This window comes from Paenibacillus sp. Root52 (assembly GCF_001426865.1).
Taxonomy (GTDB): domain Bacteria; phylum Bacillota; class Bacilli; order Paenibacillales; family Paenibacillaceae; genus Paenibacillus.
Genome location: NZ_LMFO01000023.1, coordinates 79533 through 96588, shown reverse-complemented (window position 1 = coordinate 96588; position 17056 = coordinate 79533). Strand labels below are relative to the sequence as shown.

General features: G+C 44.8%; 11 protein-coding genes. 8 read left to right on the top strand and 3 right to left on the bottom strand.

Translation table 11 applies throughout. The annotated features are described in order from the left end of the window. Positions 1-48 precede the first annotated feature (48 nt). Positions 49-1113 carry a phosphodiester glycosidase family protein gene (locus ASD24_RS18035; RefSeq protein WP_056698456.1) on the bottom strand — a complete coding sequence of 355 codons (1065 nt, stop codon included), beginning with the start codon at positions 1111-1113 and terminating at the stop codon, positions 49-51. Beyond that, positions 1110-1520 (bottom strand): uroporphyrinogen-III C-methyltransferase, encoded by a 411-nt coding sequence (locus ASD24_RS18030; protein ID WP_056698453.1) that lies wholly within the window; start codon positions 1518-1520, stop codon positions 1110-1112. The genes ASD24_RS18035 and ASD24_RS18030 overlap by 4 nt, the downstream gene beginning before the upstream one ends. Positions 1521-1953: 433 nt before the next feature. Between ASD24_RS18030 and ASD24_RS18025 the strand changes: the two genes are divergently transcribed. The 3 genes from ASD24_RS18025 (at position 1954) to ASD24_RS18015 (ending at position 4854) form a co-directional block, all read left to right on the top strand. Next, positions 1954-2610 (top strand): response regulator transcription factor, encoded by a 657-nt coding sequence (locus tag ASD24_RS18025; protein WP_056698450.1) that lies wholly within the window; start codon positions 1954-1956, stop codon positions 2608-2610. A gap of 144 nt (positions 2611-2754) precedes the next feature. Next, complete coding sequence (locus tag ASD24_RS18020; protein WP_056698447.1) at positions 2755-3978, top strand: aminotransferase-like domain-containing protein; 1224 nt, start codon at positions 2755-2757, stop codon at positions 3976-3978. A gap of 249 nt (positions 3979-4227) precedes the next feature. Beyond that, on the top strand, positions 4228-4854 hold the full coding sequence (locus ASD24_RS18015) for an FMN-dependent NADH-azoreductase (RefSeq protein ID WP_056698444.1): 627 nt from the start codon (positions 4228-4230) through the stop codon (positions 4852-4854). 137 nt (positions 4855-4991) lie between these two features. Here ASD24_RS18015 and ASD24_RS18010 read toward each other — a convergent pair whose 3' ends face one another. Next, entirely contained in the window at positions 4992-5840 is an 849-nt protein-coding gene (locus tag ASD24_RS18010; RefSeq protein WP_082560451.1) for a DUF2161 domain-containing phosphodiesterase, read from the bottom strand. A 359-nt stretch (positions 5841-6199) separates the two neighbouring features. On the opposite strand from ASD24_RS18010, the gene ASD24_RS18005 reads away from it, so the two are divergent. The 5 genes from ASD24_RS18005 (at position 6200) to ASD24_RS17985 (ending at position 16920) form a co-directional block, all read left to right on the top strand. After that, a complete protein-coding gene (locus ASD24_RS18005) occupies positions 6200-8095 on the top strand; it encodes a PrkA family serine protein kinase (RefSeq protein WP_056698442.1) in 1896 nt (631 codons plus the stop codon). A 422-nt stretch (positions 8096-8517) separates the two neighbouring features. Further along, positions 8518-9516, top strand: a complete 999-nt coding sequence (locus tag ASD24_RS18000) for a globin-coupled sensor protein (protein ID WP_056698439.1) — start codon at positions 8518-8520, stop codon at positions 9514-9516. Positions 9517-9651: 135 nt separating this feature from the next. Continuing rightward, a complete protein-coding gene (locus ASD24_RS17995; RefSeq protein WP_056698435.1) occupies positions 9652-10656 on the top strand; it encodes a LacI family DNA-binding transcriptional regulator in 1005 nt (334 codons plus the stop codon). A gap of 217 nt (positions 10657-10873) precedes the next feature. Continuing rightward, entirely contained in the window at positions 10874-14167 is a 3294-nt protein-coding gene (locus ASD24_RS17990; RefSeq protein WP_056698432.1) for an endo-1,4-beta-xylanase, read from the top strand. 290 nt (positions 14168-14457) lie between these two features. Beyond that, a complete protein-coding gene (locus ASD24_RS17985) occupies positions 14458-16920 on the top strand; it encodes a bifunctional diguanylate cyclase/phosphodiesterase (RefSeq protein ID WP_056698429.1) in 2463 nt (820 codons plus the stop codon). Positions 16921-17056: the final 136 nt, after the last annotated feature.

Here is a 17056-nt window from a genome sequence, read left to right as displayed (position 1 = left end):
TTCTTCTATTATAACCAATATGGGAAGAAAAGGAATGCCTACACAGGTTTATTTATAAAATAAAAAGTGAGTAGGTACAGGTCTAAGATTTCCATCCGATGGATTGTTGACCACCCGATTGTTTAGAACCAGTGACGAAGATCCGCCGCCGTCTAAATTATATGCGTCAACGACGCCAAGCTTGTACAGACGACCTTGTAGCTCTTCTAAGGTTGCCCCGGAACTGCCTTTCTCGTTATAACCATCCACTACGATAATTAGTATCTGATCATCCTTGTAATTGCCGATGACAGTACGTGGAGCCCGCTTAGGGGATACCTTCCACTTGGCAGGGATAGGCGTTTTACGACCATTTTGAAGCAATACAGGTACAAACGTAGCTCCAAACTGAGGCTGCAAGCGATCTAGGGAGCCTTTGTCAAAAAACTTGCCGCCGACGAGCTTACCTGCATCATTCAGTCCTACAAAAAATAAATCTTTAAAACTAGCCTGAAATCCATTCACATACTTTCCATCCATAACGGTTGTACTTAGAGGATAACGTTTGCCCCCGCTATCAGCGAAGCCGCCCGCATTAATTCCAGCAATGGCTCCGGTGCGTCTGACAGCCTGCATGGTCGTCTCTGATTTTCCTGCTTCACTATTGAGAGCCATCTGCATCGCTGTAGGGTCTTTAAGCTTGATTTTCATCGCATAGCCCTTATAGGTGCCCGGGTTAACTCGATACATCTCAATCGTAAGACGGTCACTGTTGATCCGTTCAAATGGTACACCAAGTTTAGATGAGATCCGTTGATTGTAGATCGTTTCTGGGCGAGTGGCTTGTGACGTCGCCTTTTGTACAAGAGCTGACATTGTACTTGTTGTTTGATTGTATAATTGCGTTGTCTTTTTAATAGAAGAAGATGTTTGAACGGCAGCTTCTTCAGCCCCCGAGAGATCCTGACGAATAGCTTGGGTTTGAGGCGTAATCGTCTCTTCCGGCGGCGTGAGTTCCGCCAGATTAGCGGGTTCAAGCGAAGGACGAAACAACAGCAGACAGAGCATAAGTCCAACAAATGGAGCGAGTGCAAGCATAAAAAAACGATTAACCTGTTTAATGGGTGTAATCATTTGAGCAGATCCATCTTTTTCTGGAGGGTCTCCAGTTGTTTTTTGACTTCGCTCAGTTGGGTATACAATTTATTGCTGTTGTCCGTTTTGTCGTTTGCATTGTCCTTGGTGAAATTCAGCAATTCATTGAAGGATTGCACTTGTCCCTGTAAGTCAGAAACTTCCTTCGATATCGTTGTTAGCTGCTTTTCATATTCTGATTTCAATGCGTTAATCTGCTGTTGATTATGTGTCTGAAGCTGATCAATCATCTGCCGCTGGAGATGGTTACTATAATAGTAGGTTCCGATTACTCCGAGTGCAATGAGCACAATCCACATGACCAGAAACAGTTTAATTGAAGAACCGGCCTTGCTTTTGGTGCTCCGGGTGTGATGGGTGTCAGAAGGTTGAGCAGAAGGTTTCATATCATCACTCCTGGTTATTTATAGGTACTAAAAAAATTCCAATCCTCATTCTATCACGCCCCTATTGATTACGCAAAAATGAAATTCTTTCAGTAATAGGATAAAAAGAGATTGCATCGGAAGGAAGTCCTAGGATACAATTTCTTATAGATGCAATAAGTAGGAACTTTGGGCAAGTTTTTCGACCTTTTTAGCTAGGAATACAGGAGAATTATACTATATTGTGATCGTGATAGACGGAATAATTGGGATTTTATCACAATATGGAACGTATGTAGGGCTTAATCAGAGCCTTATCACTTATTTTTCTTCAAATTTCGACATTGTGCAGCGCAAGCTTCTTCTATACGTGGACTGTCGCAGGCGATGGTGAAGAGTGAAGTCGAAGGATAGAAAAGCAAATTTGTCCAATACATAACCAGGGGGAACAACAATGAAAAAAGTATGGCAGGTGGTCATCGTAGATATCCACCCCACCAGCATGCTGGGAACGAAATTAATTTTGGAAGAGCAACAGGATCTGCTGGTACGTGGCATGACTTCGACAGGAACAGAAGGACTTGAATTGGTGAAAGCCAATCAGCCTGATCTGGTTCTGATGGATTATCGACTTCCCGAAGGTCAAGCAGATCAATTTATTTCCGAAATAAAAACGGTATCAGCGCACAGTCATATCGTTATTCTCACGGATGAGGATAATGTGAAGTTATTCCGTCATCTAATGAATCTCGGGGCAAGCGGAATGCTGTCCAAGCAGGCTTCCCCTAGCCAACTGATTCATCTGATATCTGGACTGCGCGAAGGTTATGTGTCCATGCCGATGGCTTGGTTGACCAGCGCAGAATGGGCGGAGCCGATTGAATCAAGAGCGGAAGAATTCATCGTAGATTTGACGGAAACCGAAAATTTTATTATGGAAAGAATTGTTCAAGGGGTAACCTATGATAAAATAGCGAGTGAGATCAACGTTAGCCGTCGTTCGATCGACAACTATTTGCGTAAAATCTATGTAAAGCTAGACGTGAGCAGTAGAGCGCAAGCTATCGAGCGGTATGCGTTGTGTGCCAGACAGACCAAATCCATCTCTTGATGAGCCGCATTTCATGACTCTCGCGTTCTAGGATTCGTTAGGTGACATGTACAATCGTCATATTCTATGTTCTTTTGGAATAGGTTGTAGTGGCTACGAGCTATGTGCATAGTTCGGAATAGGGACGAAAGGAGAACGAGACCAATGAGATATTTCTTCGCCTCCCGTACAAACAGGCTGTTGTCTTCACCGCTTAGGGATATTCGCAAAATGTCTGACAAGGATTATTTCATATCTCTAGCGGAGGAGTTGCCAGCAGAGGAATTGTTCCCATTTAAACTGCTGGAAGAGGCAGCTGTGTCTGTATTTAGTTCGGGTCCCTCTGCACTTCAGTATGGTGAGCCGGCTGGATACAGGCCCCTAAGAGAGTGGCTGGACAAGGATTGGAACACTCGCAAAGGCATCCGAACAGTTCCAGAGCAGATCTTATTAACGACAGGAACGCAGCAGGCCATTGATCTCGTCATGAGATTGCTGTTAGAGCCAGGGGATTCTGTTCTAGTTGAACACCCTACATCTCCAGGCTGCCTCGAAGTTTTGGAGATGCAAGGAGCCATCATTGTGCCTGTGATGGGTGACTCTGATGGAATATTGCCGGATCAATTGGAACGCCATATGCAGCAGGTGAGGCCGAAGCTGCTTTTTGCTGCACCTAGCTTCTGTAATCCTACGGGTACATTATGGAGCTTGGAGCGCCGGGAGGCGGTATTGGACTTATGTTCTCGTTATGGTGTGCTGCTGGTAGAGGATGATTCGTACGGTGAATTGCATTTTGATGGACTGCAGACCGAGGATTTCTATCGCAAGTACCCATCACTCTTCGCGTTGGATACAGCAGATCAGGGTGGACATGTCTTGTACATTGGTTCGTTCAGCAAAACGGTTGCACCAGCCTTACGCACAGGATGGGCTGCAGGTCATCCAGCTCTGATTCAGGCGATGGCATCGGTTAAACGGATTGCAGATGGACAATCCAGCCCAATGAATCAGCGATTGTTGTATCAACTATTAGCTCATTCTCCTTTTCGCTGGACGGATCATTTATCCTTATTGAACCGGGAATACAAAACCAGGCTGAAGTTGATGCTGGAATTGTTGAAAAGGCCTGGCTGGAAGGGCTCCAATTACGATATACCCCAAGGGGGCATGTATCTATGGGTGGAGTTACCTGAAGGATTGGATAGCGGGGCACTGCTTAGAGCAGCTCTGTTAAAAGGTGTATCTTTTTTACCGGGCTCTCTCTGTTCTACAGGAGAACAAGATCATCGTCATATTCGATTGAACTTCAGTCATCCCGGTCGAGATGAGCTGTTACTTGGCATGAACCTAATCAGCGAGTCCATCGCCGAATTTACGGCACGTAGTTAAATACACAATAGAATAAATACAATTATATAGAGAAGCAAAATATTGGATCTGCGCCTGAGATGGTCGTTACACGTACATTTCAGGCTGCGGGTTCTATTCCATATGCGTCCAAAGTAATTACGTTATTGCATCCACTAACATTTTTATATATAATGTGTATTAATAAGTTGTGCCCTTATAAATAGGGGCGGCAATTTTAATTTAGTGCCTATAGCACTTATCATTTTAAATTAACGGGGGAAACCAAACATGGCTAATATTTTATTTGTTAAAGCAAACGACCGCCCTGCGGATCAAGCAGTGAGCGTTAAATTGTATGATGCATTCTTGAGTGCATACAAAGAATCCCACCCAGGTGACACAGTTACTGAATTGGATCTTTACAATACAGATATCCCTTACTATGGTAACGACGTAATTACTGGTGGTTACAAAGCAGCTAACGGTATCGAAGCAACTCCAGCAGAACAAAAAGCAGCTGCACTTGCTGCACAATTGCAAGATCAATTTTTGGCAGCTGACAAAGTTGTATTTGCATTCCCGCTCTGGAACTTCACAGTTCCTGCTCCATTGGTGAACTACATCTCTTACCTGAGCCAAGCTGGTAAAATGTTCAAATACACTGCTGAAGGCCCTGTAGGTCTGGTTGGCGACAAAAAAGTAGCATTGTTGAACGCACGTGGTGGCGTATATTCTGTAGAGCCTATGGCTTCTGTAGAAATGTCCGTTAAATATGTAACAAACGTATTGAACTTCTGGGGTATCCAAAACCCTGAATTGGTTATCGTTGAAGGACACAATGCTTCCCCTGATAACTCCGAAAATATCGTTAACGCTGGTTTGAAACTGGCTGCTGAAGTAGCTAACAGCTTCTAATTCATTCGATATGAAATGTAAAGAGCCTGTCTTTCCTTAATGAGGAAACGACAGGCTCTTTTTTTTATAAATGCCGCAGAAATATGCGGCATTTATAATCGTGGTTGAACATACGAGTGGGAGAATATCCCCGAAGTTCAGTCATTTTTTTGGACTACATAAGATAACATGTCTTCAGCGACGTGCTCCAGCTCCTGTTCACCCTCATTAGAGAAGGAATTCTCTGAATCATTGTTCCATTCCAATTCATTCATGCGAAGTTCAAGCAGCTCCTGTTGGTCAAGCATATGTGCATGTGCTGTAAGAGCCTCATTTCCCTTAACGGTGAGAATGTACTTCCCCCGAGATACTCGTTCGAACCAGCCATAATAATTCTTCTGTAGCATGGATGCGGTCGAACCCACTCCTGTCTGTTTAGCAATAATCGCGGGTGAAGCTTCCCCTTCATTCCTTAATGCAGTAGCAACTCGTAATGCTTTTTCGCGGTAAGCCGTCATTAAGGGTTGGCGTGTACTACCTCCTGTATTGTAGTCTCCGGTACGTTCGTCGAATTCTCTTAGCAGCCGTTGCCGTCTAACGCCGCCTTTACGAGAAGATGAAGGGAGTGCATGATTTAGTGTGATGGGTTCACAGAGGACATCAATCAGAGGCGATTTGGTTTTGTAGAATGTAACAGCAATTAAACCAAGCCCCAGTTTATTGCAGACTGCGGTCAGTTCACTCCAGCGTTGGTTTACCGCTCCTCGTTTACTACGATTACGTTCTACCGCTAAATATACGTTTGGACTTAGTTTCAATCGTTGCATCCCTTGTAGAAGGAGAGACAGGTTGAAGGACTTTTTCATCTCCACGATTAGAGGCACGTTCTCATTAGCCCTGATACCAACCAGATCACAATGCTTCACTTCGGCTCTCACGGTATACCCCTGCTTCTCGAAGAATGCCTTTATAGGCGGATATAATTCGGTTTCGTATTGAATAGCCATGCTCGCCACTCCTTTCCTGTGAAGATCCTCTACCTGGTTAAGTGCTGTCCGTTTTCCTGAATTAGAACCTTTATTATAGCATATCAGTTCTTTTTTTTCTGAGGGTCAAGATGTCTGATAGAACAAGGAATGGGTAAAATTAAGACCTGCGAATTGAAAAAAAGAGGTCAACTTATCCAATTTGCCGCATAGGTATGTAATACACTTTTCACAACAATATCAGTCGTTTGGACAGAGGGTGGCGGGACTAATCCGGACCGCAGATGGGTATTCAAGCAGGAGCCGCAATTCTATTGATTTCTTCATACCATTCGGAATGGTTGACAATCACACTAAAGGAGCCATGGGAGGTACCAAGCATGAATATTTTTGAACGCGTTGCGGAACATCGGGCAGAGAGTGACCGTTTGTCATGGAACGGAACATTTGAGGATTACATCGCAATGCTGAGAGAAGATCCGACTCCGGCAATGACGGCTCACGCACGAGTGTATCAGATGATTGAATCATTCGGCGTGGAAGAAGTGGGTGGACAAAAACGATACAAGTTTTTTGAACAAGAGATTTTTGGCTTGGATCGTTCCATTGAGAAGCTAGTCGAAGAATATTTCCATTCAGCAGCACGCCGATTGGATGTACGTAAACGGATATTATTACTTATGGGACCCGTCAGCGGTGGGAAATCTACGTTGGTGACGTTACTGAAACGTGGATTGGAGAAGTTCTCCCGTACAGAAAAAGGTGCAGTGTACGCCATTGAGGGATGCCCAATGCATGAGGAGCCTTTACATCTCATTCCACTGGAGCTTCGTCCAGAAGTAGAGAAGGAAATAGGTGTTCGAATTGAAGGCAACCTATGCCCTTCCTGCCAGATGCGGCTTCGTACAGAATACGGCGGAGATATTAGCCGCGTGAAGGTGGAACGAGTCGTCATTTCGGAAGATAACCGGGTAGGGATCGGAACATTCAGTCCATCTGATCCGAAATCTCAGGATATCGCAGATCTCACAGGAAGCATCGACTTCTCTACAATTACCGAGTTCGGTTCAGAGTCTGACCCGCGTGCTTATCGATTCGACGGGGAATTAAATAAAGCAAACCGGGGACTCATGGAGTTTCAGGAGATGCTGAAATGTGATGAGAAATTCCTCTGGAACTTGTTATCGTTAACGCAAGAGGGTAACTTCAAAGCTGGACGATTTGCGTTAATCAGTGCAGATGAAATGATTGTCGCACATACGAATGAATCGGAGTACAAATCGTTTATTTCCAACAAAAAGAACGAGGCGCTGCAGTCCCGGATGATTGTGATGCCGATACCTTACAATCTGAAGGTGTCTGAGGAAGAGAAAATTTATGAGAAACTCATTCAACAAAGTGATATGAAGCATGTTCACATTGCGCCGCATGCTCTGCGGACAGCAGCCATTTTCTCGATACTTACACGTTTGAAAGAAACCAAGAAACAAGGCATGGATCTGGTTAAGAAAATGCGGATGTATGATGGTGAGGAAGTTGAAGGATACAAAGAAGCAGATTTGCGTGAAATGCAGAATGAGTATTTGGATGAGGGGATGTCGGGAATCGATCCGCGGTATGTCATCAACCGGATATCCAGTGCTTTGATTAAGCAAAATCTTCAGTGCATTAACGCGCTGGATATTCTTCGGGCAATCAAGGACGGTCTGGATCAGCATGCTTCTATCTCCAAAGAAGAGCGTGAGCGTTATCTAAACTTTATCGCTCTGGCTCGCAAAGAATACGACGAGCTTGCCAAGAAAGAAGTACAAAAAGCGTTTGTTTATTCATTCGAGGAGTCTGCAAGAACTTTGTTTGAGAACTACCTTGATAATATTGAAGCTTTTTGCAATTGGTCCAAAATCCGAGATCCATTGACAGATGAGGAGATGGATCCGGATGAGCGCTTGATGCGTTCGATTGAGGAGCAGATTGGCATTTCTGAAAATGCGAAAAAAGCGTTCCGGGAAGAGATTTTGATCCGAATCTCGGCATACTCCCGCAAGGAGCGTAAGTTCGAATATAGCAGCCATGACCGCCTGCGCGAAGCCATCGAGAAAAAGCTGTTTGCTGATCTGAAAGACATTGTCAAAATTACGACATCAACGAAGACTCCGGATGCGACACAATTAAAACGAATGAACGAAGTCATTAAGCGATTAATTGAGGAACATGGCTACACGGCGGCGAGTGCCAATGAGTTGCTGCGCTATGTGGGTAGTTTATTGAATCGCTAATATCAGACCATTCCGGATCGGGCTCTTAATGCCTGCTGTGAGGCTCCTTCACGGCAGGATTAAGGGCCTTTTTACATGCTTTACATAGAAATGAAGTGAGTTTAATCACAATCCTGTACAAATTTATGACAAAATAGTTCTAATGGTTTATGAAAAAGTAGGTCATTTAGTCTATAATCTATACAATATTTAGAAATTAAAGTTTTTTATAGTACGTGTTCAAAAAGATCGGTTTTCAGTACCGAGAAGATGGGATGAAGCTAGAAATGGAGTAGCGGAGCGTAGGCAAGCTGCGTAAGCATCCACTTATTTCGGCTGAATTCCATATTCGATGTTGAGATGCCGCTCGCGCATCCTTCGTAATCAAAAGCGGACTTTTTGAACAACCTCTTATAGCTTACTAAGGAGTCGATTACATCACTATGAGTATTGCTGCAGCAAGACAGAAACAACTCGATTATATTGGACTAACAAGCAAAGATTTGCAATTACTTGCCGCTCACCGGCCAGTCTTTGAGAAAGTGGTAAATGAAGTTGTTGATCACTTTTACAGACATGTAGGCAACTATCCTGAACTGGTGGATCTGATTGCTCGATTCTCTAACATTGACCGACTAAAAGAAACACAACGGATGTATTGGTTATCCATGACGGACGGTGTCGTGGATGACGCTTATATTAACCAACGTATTGAGATTGGGCTGGTACACTCACGAATTGGATTGTCTGAAGATTATTATCTAGGTACATATATGGTCTATCTCGATATTGCGACAACCATTTTCCAGCAGGTCATTCCTGAGTCATGGCATCCCATCATTCAAGCACTTAGCAAAATGTTCAATCTAGACTCTCAGCTTGTACTGGAAGCCTATGAGAAAAAAGAAAAAGAAAAACTGCATCATCTTGCGGCGGATCAACAAAATACGTTGCTGGCCATTACGCAAATTACACAACAGCTGACAGGTATGATCAGTGAACTGAATGAAAATGCACGAGCGATCTCTGATGTGGCTATGCAAACGGCAGCTTCCCAGGATCAAGCACATGAACTGCTGGAAGAGTTAACAGGAGAAATGCATCAGATCGGTAAGATGGGGGAGCTCATCCGCGAAATTTCAGATCAGAGTCACCTTGTTGGATTGAATGCAGCAATTGAAGCTGCGCATGCTGGGGAGTTCGGTCGGGGCTTCGAAGTGGTCGCAAGTGAGGTGCGTAAGCTTGCAGCGAGTTCTCGTGATGCACAAGGAAAGATTCAGGCTAATCTAGATCAGATCATGAAAAAGCTCAGTCATGTACAGAAGGAATCAGAACATACGTCTCAGGGGGCACGCAGTCAAGCATCCCGTTCTCAAGAGCTGGCTGTATTCGCCACAACGATGGAGAAATTGGCAGTGGATCTGCAGAAACTGGATCATTAAGCTGTAGATAATACACTTGTTGGAACCGGTATTACCGTTTCTGGCTGTTTTAAGCTATAATGGGTAGACAAACCTGCCGATGCGTTAGCGAAAGCAGCCGGAGACAGGGGATTTATAAGAGGTTGAGGTGATCAGATGGCTTCTATCCATGATGTGGCCAAAGAAGCGGGCGTATCTGTTGCAACCGTTTCCAAAGTGCTGAATGACTATCCTGATGTAAGTGACAAAACTCGAAAAAAAGTCAATATAGCCATCGAACTATTAAAATATCAACCCAATGTGGTCGCACGTGGATTAGTTAAACGTCGCTCTTGGACAGTAGGCGTACTCTTAACCGTACCGTTTACCAACCCATTTGTATCGGAATTGTTGGAAGGGATCAAGACAGCGCTGGAGAACAGCGGTTATGATCTTGTTCGTTTATCTACCCGTTTCGATGACCCTGGCTATTCATTCATCAAGCATTGCCGGAGCCGTAATGTGGATGGTGTTGTTGTATTTGGTGAAGGAAGAGAAAACAAAAGTATTGAAGAGCTAGTTCATGCTGAGATTCCAACGATGTTTGTGGATACGGATTTGTTCGGCAAACGAGCTGGATATATCACAACGGATAACGCGAATGCTATTGGCATGAGTGTTAAACATTTATATGAGCTGGGGCACCGCCGGATTGCGTATATTTCGGGGACATTAGGTTCAGCGGTAGCGAACCTGAGACTAGACGGATACAAAGAAGGGCTACGACACTGTGAGATCCCGTATTCAACCATCTACTTGGAAGAATGTGATTATTCTTTTGATGGTGGAGGTAAAGCAGCGAGAAGGCTATTAGCCCTGAAGGATCATCCTACTGGGATTGTCTGTGCTTCGGACATGTCCGCATTTGGAGCAATTCAAGAAATTGAACGGCATGGTCTGCGTGTACCTGAAGACATATCTGTTATTGGCTTCGACAATACATACTATGCACAGGTGTTCAAGCCTGGACTAACGACGATTAATCAAAATATATATTCGATCGGTATCAAGTCGATTGAGTATCTGATTGCTATGATCGAGAATCCAGACTATACGCCTCCAGTAGTTACGGAGCCTTCCAATCTGGTCATTCGTCATACAACAGCACCCGTGCCTGAGTAGGTGACCATAAGGACCAAAAGAGGACAGCCAATGGCTGTTCTTTTTTTGTATGTGATTAGAAGTTATACCTTATCTCTAGGTGAGTGTATTTGCTGCTGAGGTTGCTGATGTTAGTAGTGAAAATGGAACGAGATGGTAATTAAATCCTTTAGTGGTCTATATAATGAAAGTGTTTACAAAAGCATTGATGTATAAAAAATACGAAGGAGGCAATGGGATGCGTTATCGAAAATGGTGGAGCTTGTGCTTAACAATGTTCATGGTCATCAGTTTGCTGCCTTTGACGAGTCCGGGAAAGATAGGTGCCGAGGCAGCAGATGAGGATGACTTATTACTGTCTCATTCTTATGAAGAGGGCACATCCCAAGGGTGGGCACCTAGAGGCGGTGTTACGCTGGCCGTGACAGAGGAGGATGCGTATGAAGGAACACATGCTCTCCAGACAACAGGCCGATCCGCAGCGTGGAATGGACCTGCCTTATCCGTAACGAATATATTGGAGAAACACGCTGTCTATGAAATATCAGGATATGTGAAGCTGTTACCTGGGACGACTCCGACTAATCTGAAATTTACCGTTGAGCGTCGTGAAGGTACTCAGCCTGCACAATATGATCAAGTAAATACGGCTATTCCTGTAACTGATCAGGAATGGGTTAAGTTACAGGGAGAGTATAGCTATCAGCAAGGAACAGACCTGCTATTGTACTTAGAGAGTGATGACCCAACGAGTAGTTATCTGTTGGATTCGTTCCAATTGCGACGGGTAACTGCTGCACCGGAGCCTGAGAATCCAAGTGAACCTGGTGAACAGCTGTTTGCAGCCGATTTTGAGAATAATCAGGTGGGAGAATGGCGCCCGAGAGGTTCTGAGCAGCTGAGTGTTGTCACAGGCACTGGCCATAACAGCACGCGTAGCTTGAAGACGTCCTCCCGTACAGAAACATTTCATGGACCGCTCATCGAGGTGTTGAATCTCTTGGAGAAGGGAAGCACCGTGCATATTTCCTTTTGGGCGATGTATGATGAAGGGCCAGCCACTCAAGTCATTAATGGTTCCTTGGAGAAGGAATATCATAACGACAGCTCAACCAGAGAATATACTACGTTCGCTTCAACAAGTTTAATCCAGGGACAATGGAAGCAGATTGAGGCGGATGTCGTCGTTCCGAGTGAAAGTAGTGGAATTACCGGTTTTCGATTCTATGCGGAAACCCCGTGGAAATCGTCTGAAAATGTGACAGAGGCGGATACGATTCCATTTTACATCGATGATGTTGTTATTACAGCGGCAGACTCACTAGAAATTGAACAGGACATTCCAAATCTAGCAAGCACGCTCGGAACATCTTATGACGTTGGGGCGGCTATTGACTTGTCAGCTCTTAATCCACAAGATCCACATGCACAGTTGTTAGTCAAGCATTTCAACAGCATCACCGCGGGTAATTTTATGAAAATCGATGCGATGCAACCGCGTGAAGGTGAGTTTGTCTGGTCGGACACCGATCGATTAGTTGAGTTTGCCGAGAACAACAATATGCGGGTAAGAGGTCATACGTTAGTATGGCATAGCCAAGTCCCCGAATGGTTTTTTACAAGTCCGGATGATGCATCACAGCCAGCGACTAGGGAACAACTTCTTGCACGGGTGAAGACACATATTCAGACAATCATGCAGCGATATCAAGGCAAAGTTCACACTTGGGACGTTGTCAATGAGGTCATCTCGGATGGAGGAGGTCTGCGTAATGAGGCAAGTGGTTCCAAGTGGAGAGATATCATTGGTGATGTAGATGGTGACGGTGATGACAGTGATTACATTGAACTGGCGTTCCGGTATGCACGCGAAGCTGATCCTAACGCTGTGCTGGTCATCAACGACTATGGGCTGGAAGGTAGCGTTAATAAACTGAATGATATGGTGGAACTGGTCGAAAATCTGCTCGCGAAAGGTACACCGATTGATGCGGTTGGGTTCCAAATGCATGTGTCTATGTATGGGCCGAATGTACAGCAAATCCGTGAAGCTTTTGAGCGAATTGTTGCTCTAGGGGTCAATATACAAGTGACAGAACTGGATGTGTCTATTTATTCGGGTTCATCGGAGCAGGAGAAACCAGTCACAGATGAACTAATGATGCAGCAGGCATACCGGTATAAGGAATTGTTCGATCTGTTTCAGGAGTTTGATCAGCGCGGAGTACTGGATAGCGTAACCGTCTGGGGGCTTGCGGATGATGGAACATGGTTGGATAATCATCCCGTGCAGGGGCGTAAAGATGCACCTCTTTTATTTGATCGGAAACTAAAAGCGAAACCCGCTTACTGGGCATTGGTTGATGCGACAACACTTCCGGTGTATCGGAACGAATGGACAGCGAACAAGGCTAGCCCTGCTATGCCGGATCGCAAAGGACAGGAAGATGTGCTTTGGGGAGCCGTAAAAGGTGTGCAAGTTTCCCATCGCGTAGAAGGTACATCGGATGTTACGGGGCAAGCAAGCGTGCTGTGGGATAATAAAAAGGTAAATCTTCGCATAGAAGTACAAGACACCTCCCGACACAAGGGAGATCAGGTGCAGGTTTTTCTTGAAGAAGAATTGAATGACCCAACAGACGGAGGGGCGGCTGATCCTACTTCCAAGAAGAAAATAGAACCTAAGCCTGTGAATGGGCAGTATACTTTTGAACGAAATGGCGGCAAAGGAAAGGATCATAAGTTATACAAAGTAAAAGAGACATCGACGGGTTATATCATTTATGCAGCTATCCCATTGTCAGCCTCTGTACTTGCCGAAGGCAAAACGTTGTCCATGGATTATCGAATTCAAGATCAGCAGGCGGATGGTCACACCTCCGTTGTCGTCTGGAACGATGTCAATAATCAACAACCGAATGAACCGGGGAATCGTGGCAAATTGAAACTAGGCAGTACGCTGAAACATACGAAGGTCACGTACGGTACACCCGTGTTAGATGGTCAGAAGGATCGCATTTGGAAAAAGGCGGCTTCCATTCAAACGGATGTGTGGGTTCTTGGGAACTCTGGGGCAACAGCGACAGCACAATTGTTATGGGATGAACAATACTTGTATGTACTCGCTGAGGTCAAAGACCCAATGCGTAGTAAAGCTAGTGTGAATGCATATGAGCAGGATTCCATTGAAATTTTTGTGGATCCCAATCATAACAAAACCTCGTTTTATCAAGATGATGATGCTCAATATCGAATCAATTATGATAATGAAACTTCTTTTGGAGGCAATGCCCTTCAGGATCGGTTTCAATCTTATACACGTCTGACGAATGCAGGTTACGTTGTAGAAGCGGCAATTCCATTAGATCTGGTGTCGACCCATACTGCATCGTGGATCGGATTCGATCTGCAAGTGAATGACGATCGCACAGGTGAAGGCAAACGTAGTAGTGTCTCCATCTGGAGTGATGTTTCAGGTAATTCATATCGCGATACCTCCGCATTCGGTAACCTGCTGCTCGTTCGCAAATGATAAAGCATGAGATGAAGCATAATTCGTGTCCGGTTCAATGAATTGGCAGACAATAGATATGGAAATAAGTGTTGATTTTCGAGAGTAGGACGATTAGACTATATACATCAATATTAAACGGGTTTCAGATGTGCATATAGCTAAGGATACGTAATGGATCCGCTTGCTGGAGTTTGTGGTTACAAGTCAAATGAAGTGAAGGGAGTGCCTGTCACCGGGACAGAGCACTCGCTTCTTTTTTTACTTTTAACATACATACAAGACATTTGCCGGTTGAAAGGAAAGACGTAGTGGAGCACATACATGGAACGTACAACTCGGAACTTGTTATTTTATCTTACGTTATTGCAGCAGTAGCTTCGTACGCAGCGCTTGATCTTGCAGGGCGGGTAAGCTTGGCCAAGGGGATGCCAAGAAACGTGTGGCTCACCTGTGGTGCGATGTCGATGGGACTAGGGATTTGGTCGATGCATTTTGTGGGCATGTTGGCCTTCACCCTCCCGATGCACGTTTCCTATTCAACGGGTGGAGTAACACTTTCCGTTCTGCTTGCCATCATTGCATCTGGTGTGGCTTTACATATCGCTGGCCAAGAGTCAGTGTCGATGAGGCAGCTCATTGTTGCTGGCTTGCTCATGACTGTCGGGATCAGCAGTATGCATTATGTGGGGATGTCGGCGATGTCCGCTTCAATTACGTATCAGCTGTCTAAGGTGATCTTATCGATATTGATCGCGGCAGCGGCTTCCTTTGCTGCATTGTGGCTTATGTTTTTTTTCAGGCATCAACATTCACGTTCGACCTGGGTGTACAAGCTGGGCAGTGGACTTATTATGGCGATTGGCATAACGGGAATGCATTATACGGGGATGTCTGCCGCGCAATTTCAGAATGGACATGTCATGGTAAAACACTCAGGCATGCAGATGAACCCCGACATGCTCGCTTATTTAATTGCAGCTGGCACGTTTGTTACGTTGGGCTTTACGTTATTCGGTATTTTCTTCAATCAACGCCTCTCTCAAAAAGACCAGCGTATCCATGAGAATGAACAATGGTACCAAGCGCTGTATCACAACCATTCCGATGCTATTATTTCTGTGGATCGAGAAGGCTACGTCAAAGGCATTAATGCTGCCGTTACTCGTATAACAGGGTATGAAGAGCAAGAGGTGATCAATCGGCGTATTGATCATACTCTCGAACATGTTGAAATCTATTGGCAAAACGATATGCAGGATGTGGCTTGGGGAGAGGGTTGTCTGGATCAGCAGAACTACAACGCAACGATGAGGGTCATGGATGGGCGGTTGCGAGATTTGCATATAAGCGTTGTGCCTGTGTTGATCAAGGGGAATCATATGGGCAGTCATATTTTAATCAAGGATGTTACAGAGGAGAAGCAGGCACAGGAGCACATTCTTCATCAAGCTCTGCATGATTCGCTTACAGGGTTGCCCAACCGGCGAAAGCTGGATGATGTACTGGCCGCAACTATTGCCTCCTCTGAGTTAACAGGTCAACAATTTGCAGTTATGGTGATGGATATTGATCGTTTCAAAATGATTAATGATTCGCTGGGTCACTCCATCGGAGATATCTTCTTGCAAGAGGTTAGTGATCGGATCATGGCTGCGATGCAAGCCTGGGATCCCAAAGCCGAGGATAATGTTATGTTAGCTCGTATGGGCGGGGATGAATTCACATTAGTTGTTGCTAATGATCAGAGGAATGAGATTGGCGTGGCTGAACTTGCAGAGCGAATCGTCAGTGCGATTCAATTACCATACCGTCTAAAAGAGAATGACTTCTATGTTACTGCAAGTATTGGCATTGCGATGTATCCCGATCATGGTACAGAAGCGGATAGTTTATTGAAACATGCGGATACCGCTATGTATGAAGTGAAGAAAAATGGCAAGAACGGCTTTCAATTCTATACCACCCAACTTGATTCAGAGTTGTATGAGCGAATTGAACTGGAAGGCTATTTGCGTAAGGCGCTGGAACGCGATGAGATGGTGTTATATTATCAGCCCCAGATTCGGACGGAGGACAGCCGGATGATTGGTGTGGAAGCACTCATTCGCTGGAACCACCCACACAAAGGAATTCTGCCACCGAATGTCTTCATTCCACTCGCTGAGGAGACAGGTATGATCTATGCGATTGGGAACTGGACGCTGCGGGAAGCCTGCAGACAGATGAAGCAATGGCATGAAGCTGGTGGGCCACTCATTCCAGTCTCGGTTAACTTATCCAGCCTGCAATTCCATCAGGCTAACCTGTTAGAGCAGGTTCAACATGCGCTGCTTGAGACTGGGCTGGAAGCCAAATATCTAGAACTGGAGATTACAGAGAGCATGATGATGGACGCTTCTGTATCTGCGGAAATTCTTAACGAACTTACCTCGCTCGGCGTGAAGATCAGCCTTGATGATTTTGGTACAGGATACAGCTCGCTAAGCTACTTGAAGCATTATCCAATCCATAAGCTGAAGATTGATCGCTCATTTGTTACCGATATTACGGAGAATCGGAGTGATCAGGCGATTGTCGCAACGATTATCTCGATGGCTCAGCATTTGAAGATGGAAGTTATTGCGGAAGGCATTGAGACCAAGGGACAATTGGATATTTTAATGCAGAATGACTGCAAAGAGATTCAAGGGTATTACTTCAGTCGTCCCTTGCCAGCTCAAGAGGTCGAACATCACTTTTTTGTTCCACTGCGGTTAGAAGATCAATCTTAGAATTGGTTTTGAAATTGTGGGATTGAGGCTTCACTAGCTATATTCCTATTTTTATAACATCATGCCAAGCGGCAAGTCTCCGTTATTCTACAGGGACTTGCCGCTTTATTTGTTGATCATACATATTGGATAAAAA

Coding starts and splice junctions, on each gene's coding strand:
- ASD24_RS18015 (WP_056698444.1), top strand. CDS start 4,228: ATGGCTAATATTTTATTTGTTAAAGCAAACGACCGCCCTGCGGATCAA.
- ASD24_RS18035 (WP_056698456.1), bottom strand. CDS start 1,113: ATGATTACACCCATTAAACAGGTTAATCGTTTTTTTATGCTTGCACTC.
- ASD24_RS18025 (WP_056698450.1), top strand. CDS start 1,954: ATGAAAAAAGTATGGCAGGTGGTCATCGTAGATATCCACCCCACCAGC.
- ASD24_RS18005 (WP_056698442.1), top strand. CDS start 6,200: ATGAATATTTTTGAACGCGTTGCGGAACATCGGGCAGAGAGTGACCGT.
- ASD24_RS18000 (WP_056698439.1), top strand. CDS start 8,518: ATGAGTATTGCTGCAGCAAGACAGAAACAACTCGATTATATTGGACTA.
- ASD24_RS18030 (WP_056698453.1), bottom strand. CDS start 1,520: ATGAAACCTTCTGCTCAACCTTCTGACACCCATCACACCCGGAGCACC.
- ASD24_RS17995 (WP_056698435.1), top strand. CDS start 9,652: ATGGCTTCTATCCATGATGTGGCCAAAGAAGCGGGCGTATCTGTTGCA.
- ASD24_RS17990 (WP_056698432.1), top strand. CDS start 10,874: ATGCGTTATCGAAAATGGTGGAGCTTGTGCTTAACAATGTTCATGGTC.
- ASD24_RS18010 (WP_082560451.1), bottom strand. CDS start 5,840: ATGGCTATTCAATACGAAACCGAATTATATCCGCCTATAAAGGCATTC.
- ASD24_RS18020 (WP_056698447.1), top strand. CDS start 2,755: ATGAGATATTTCTTCGCCTCCCGTACAAACAGGCTGTTGTCTTCACCG.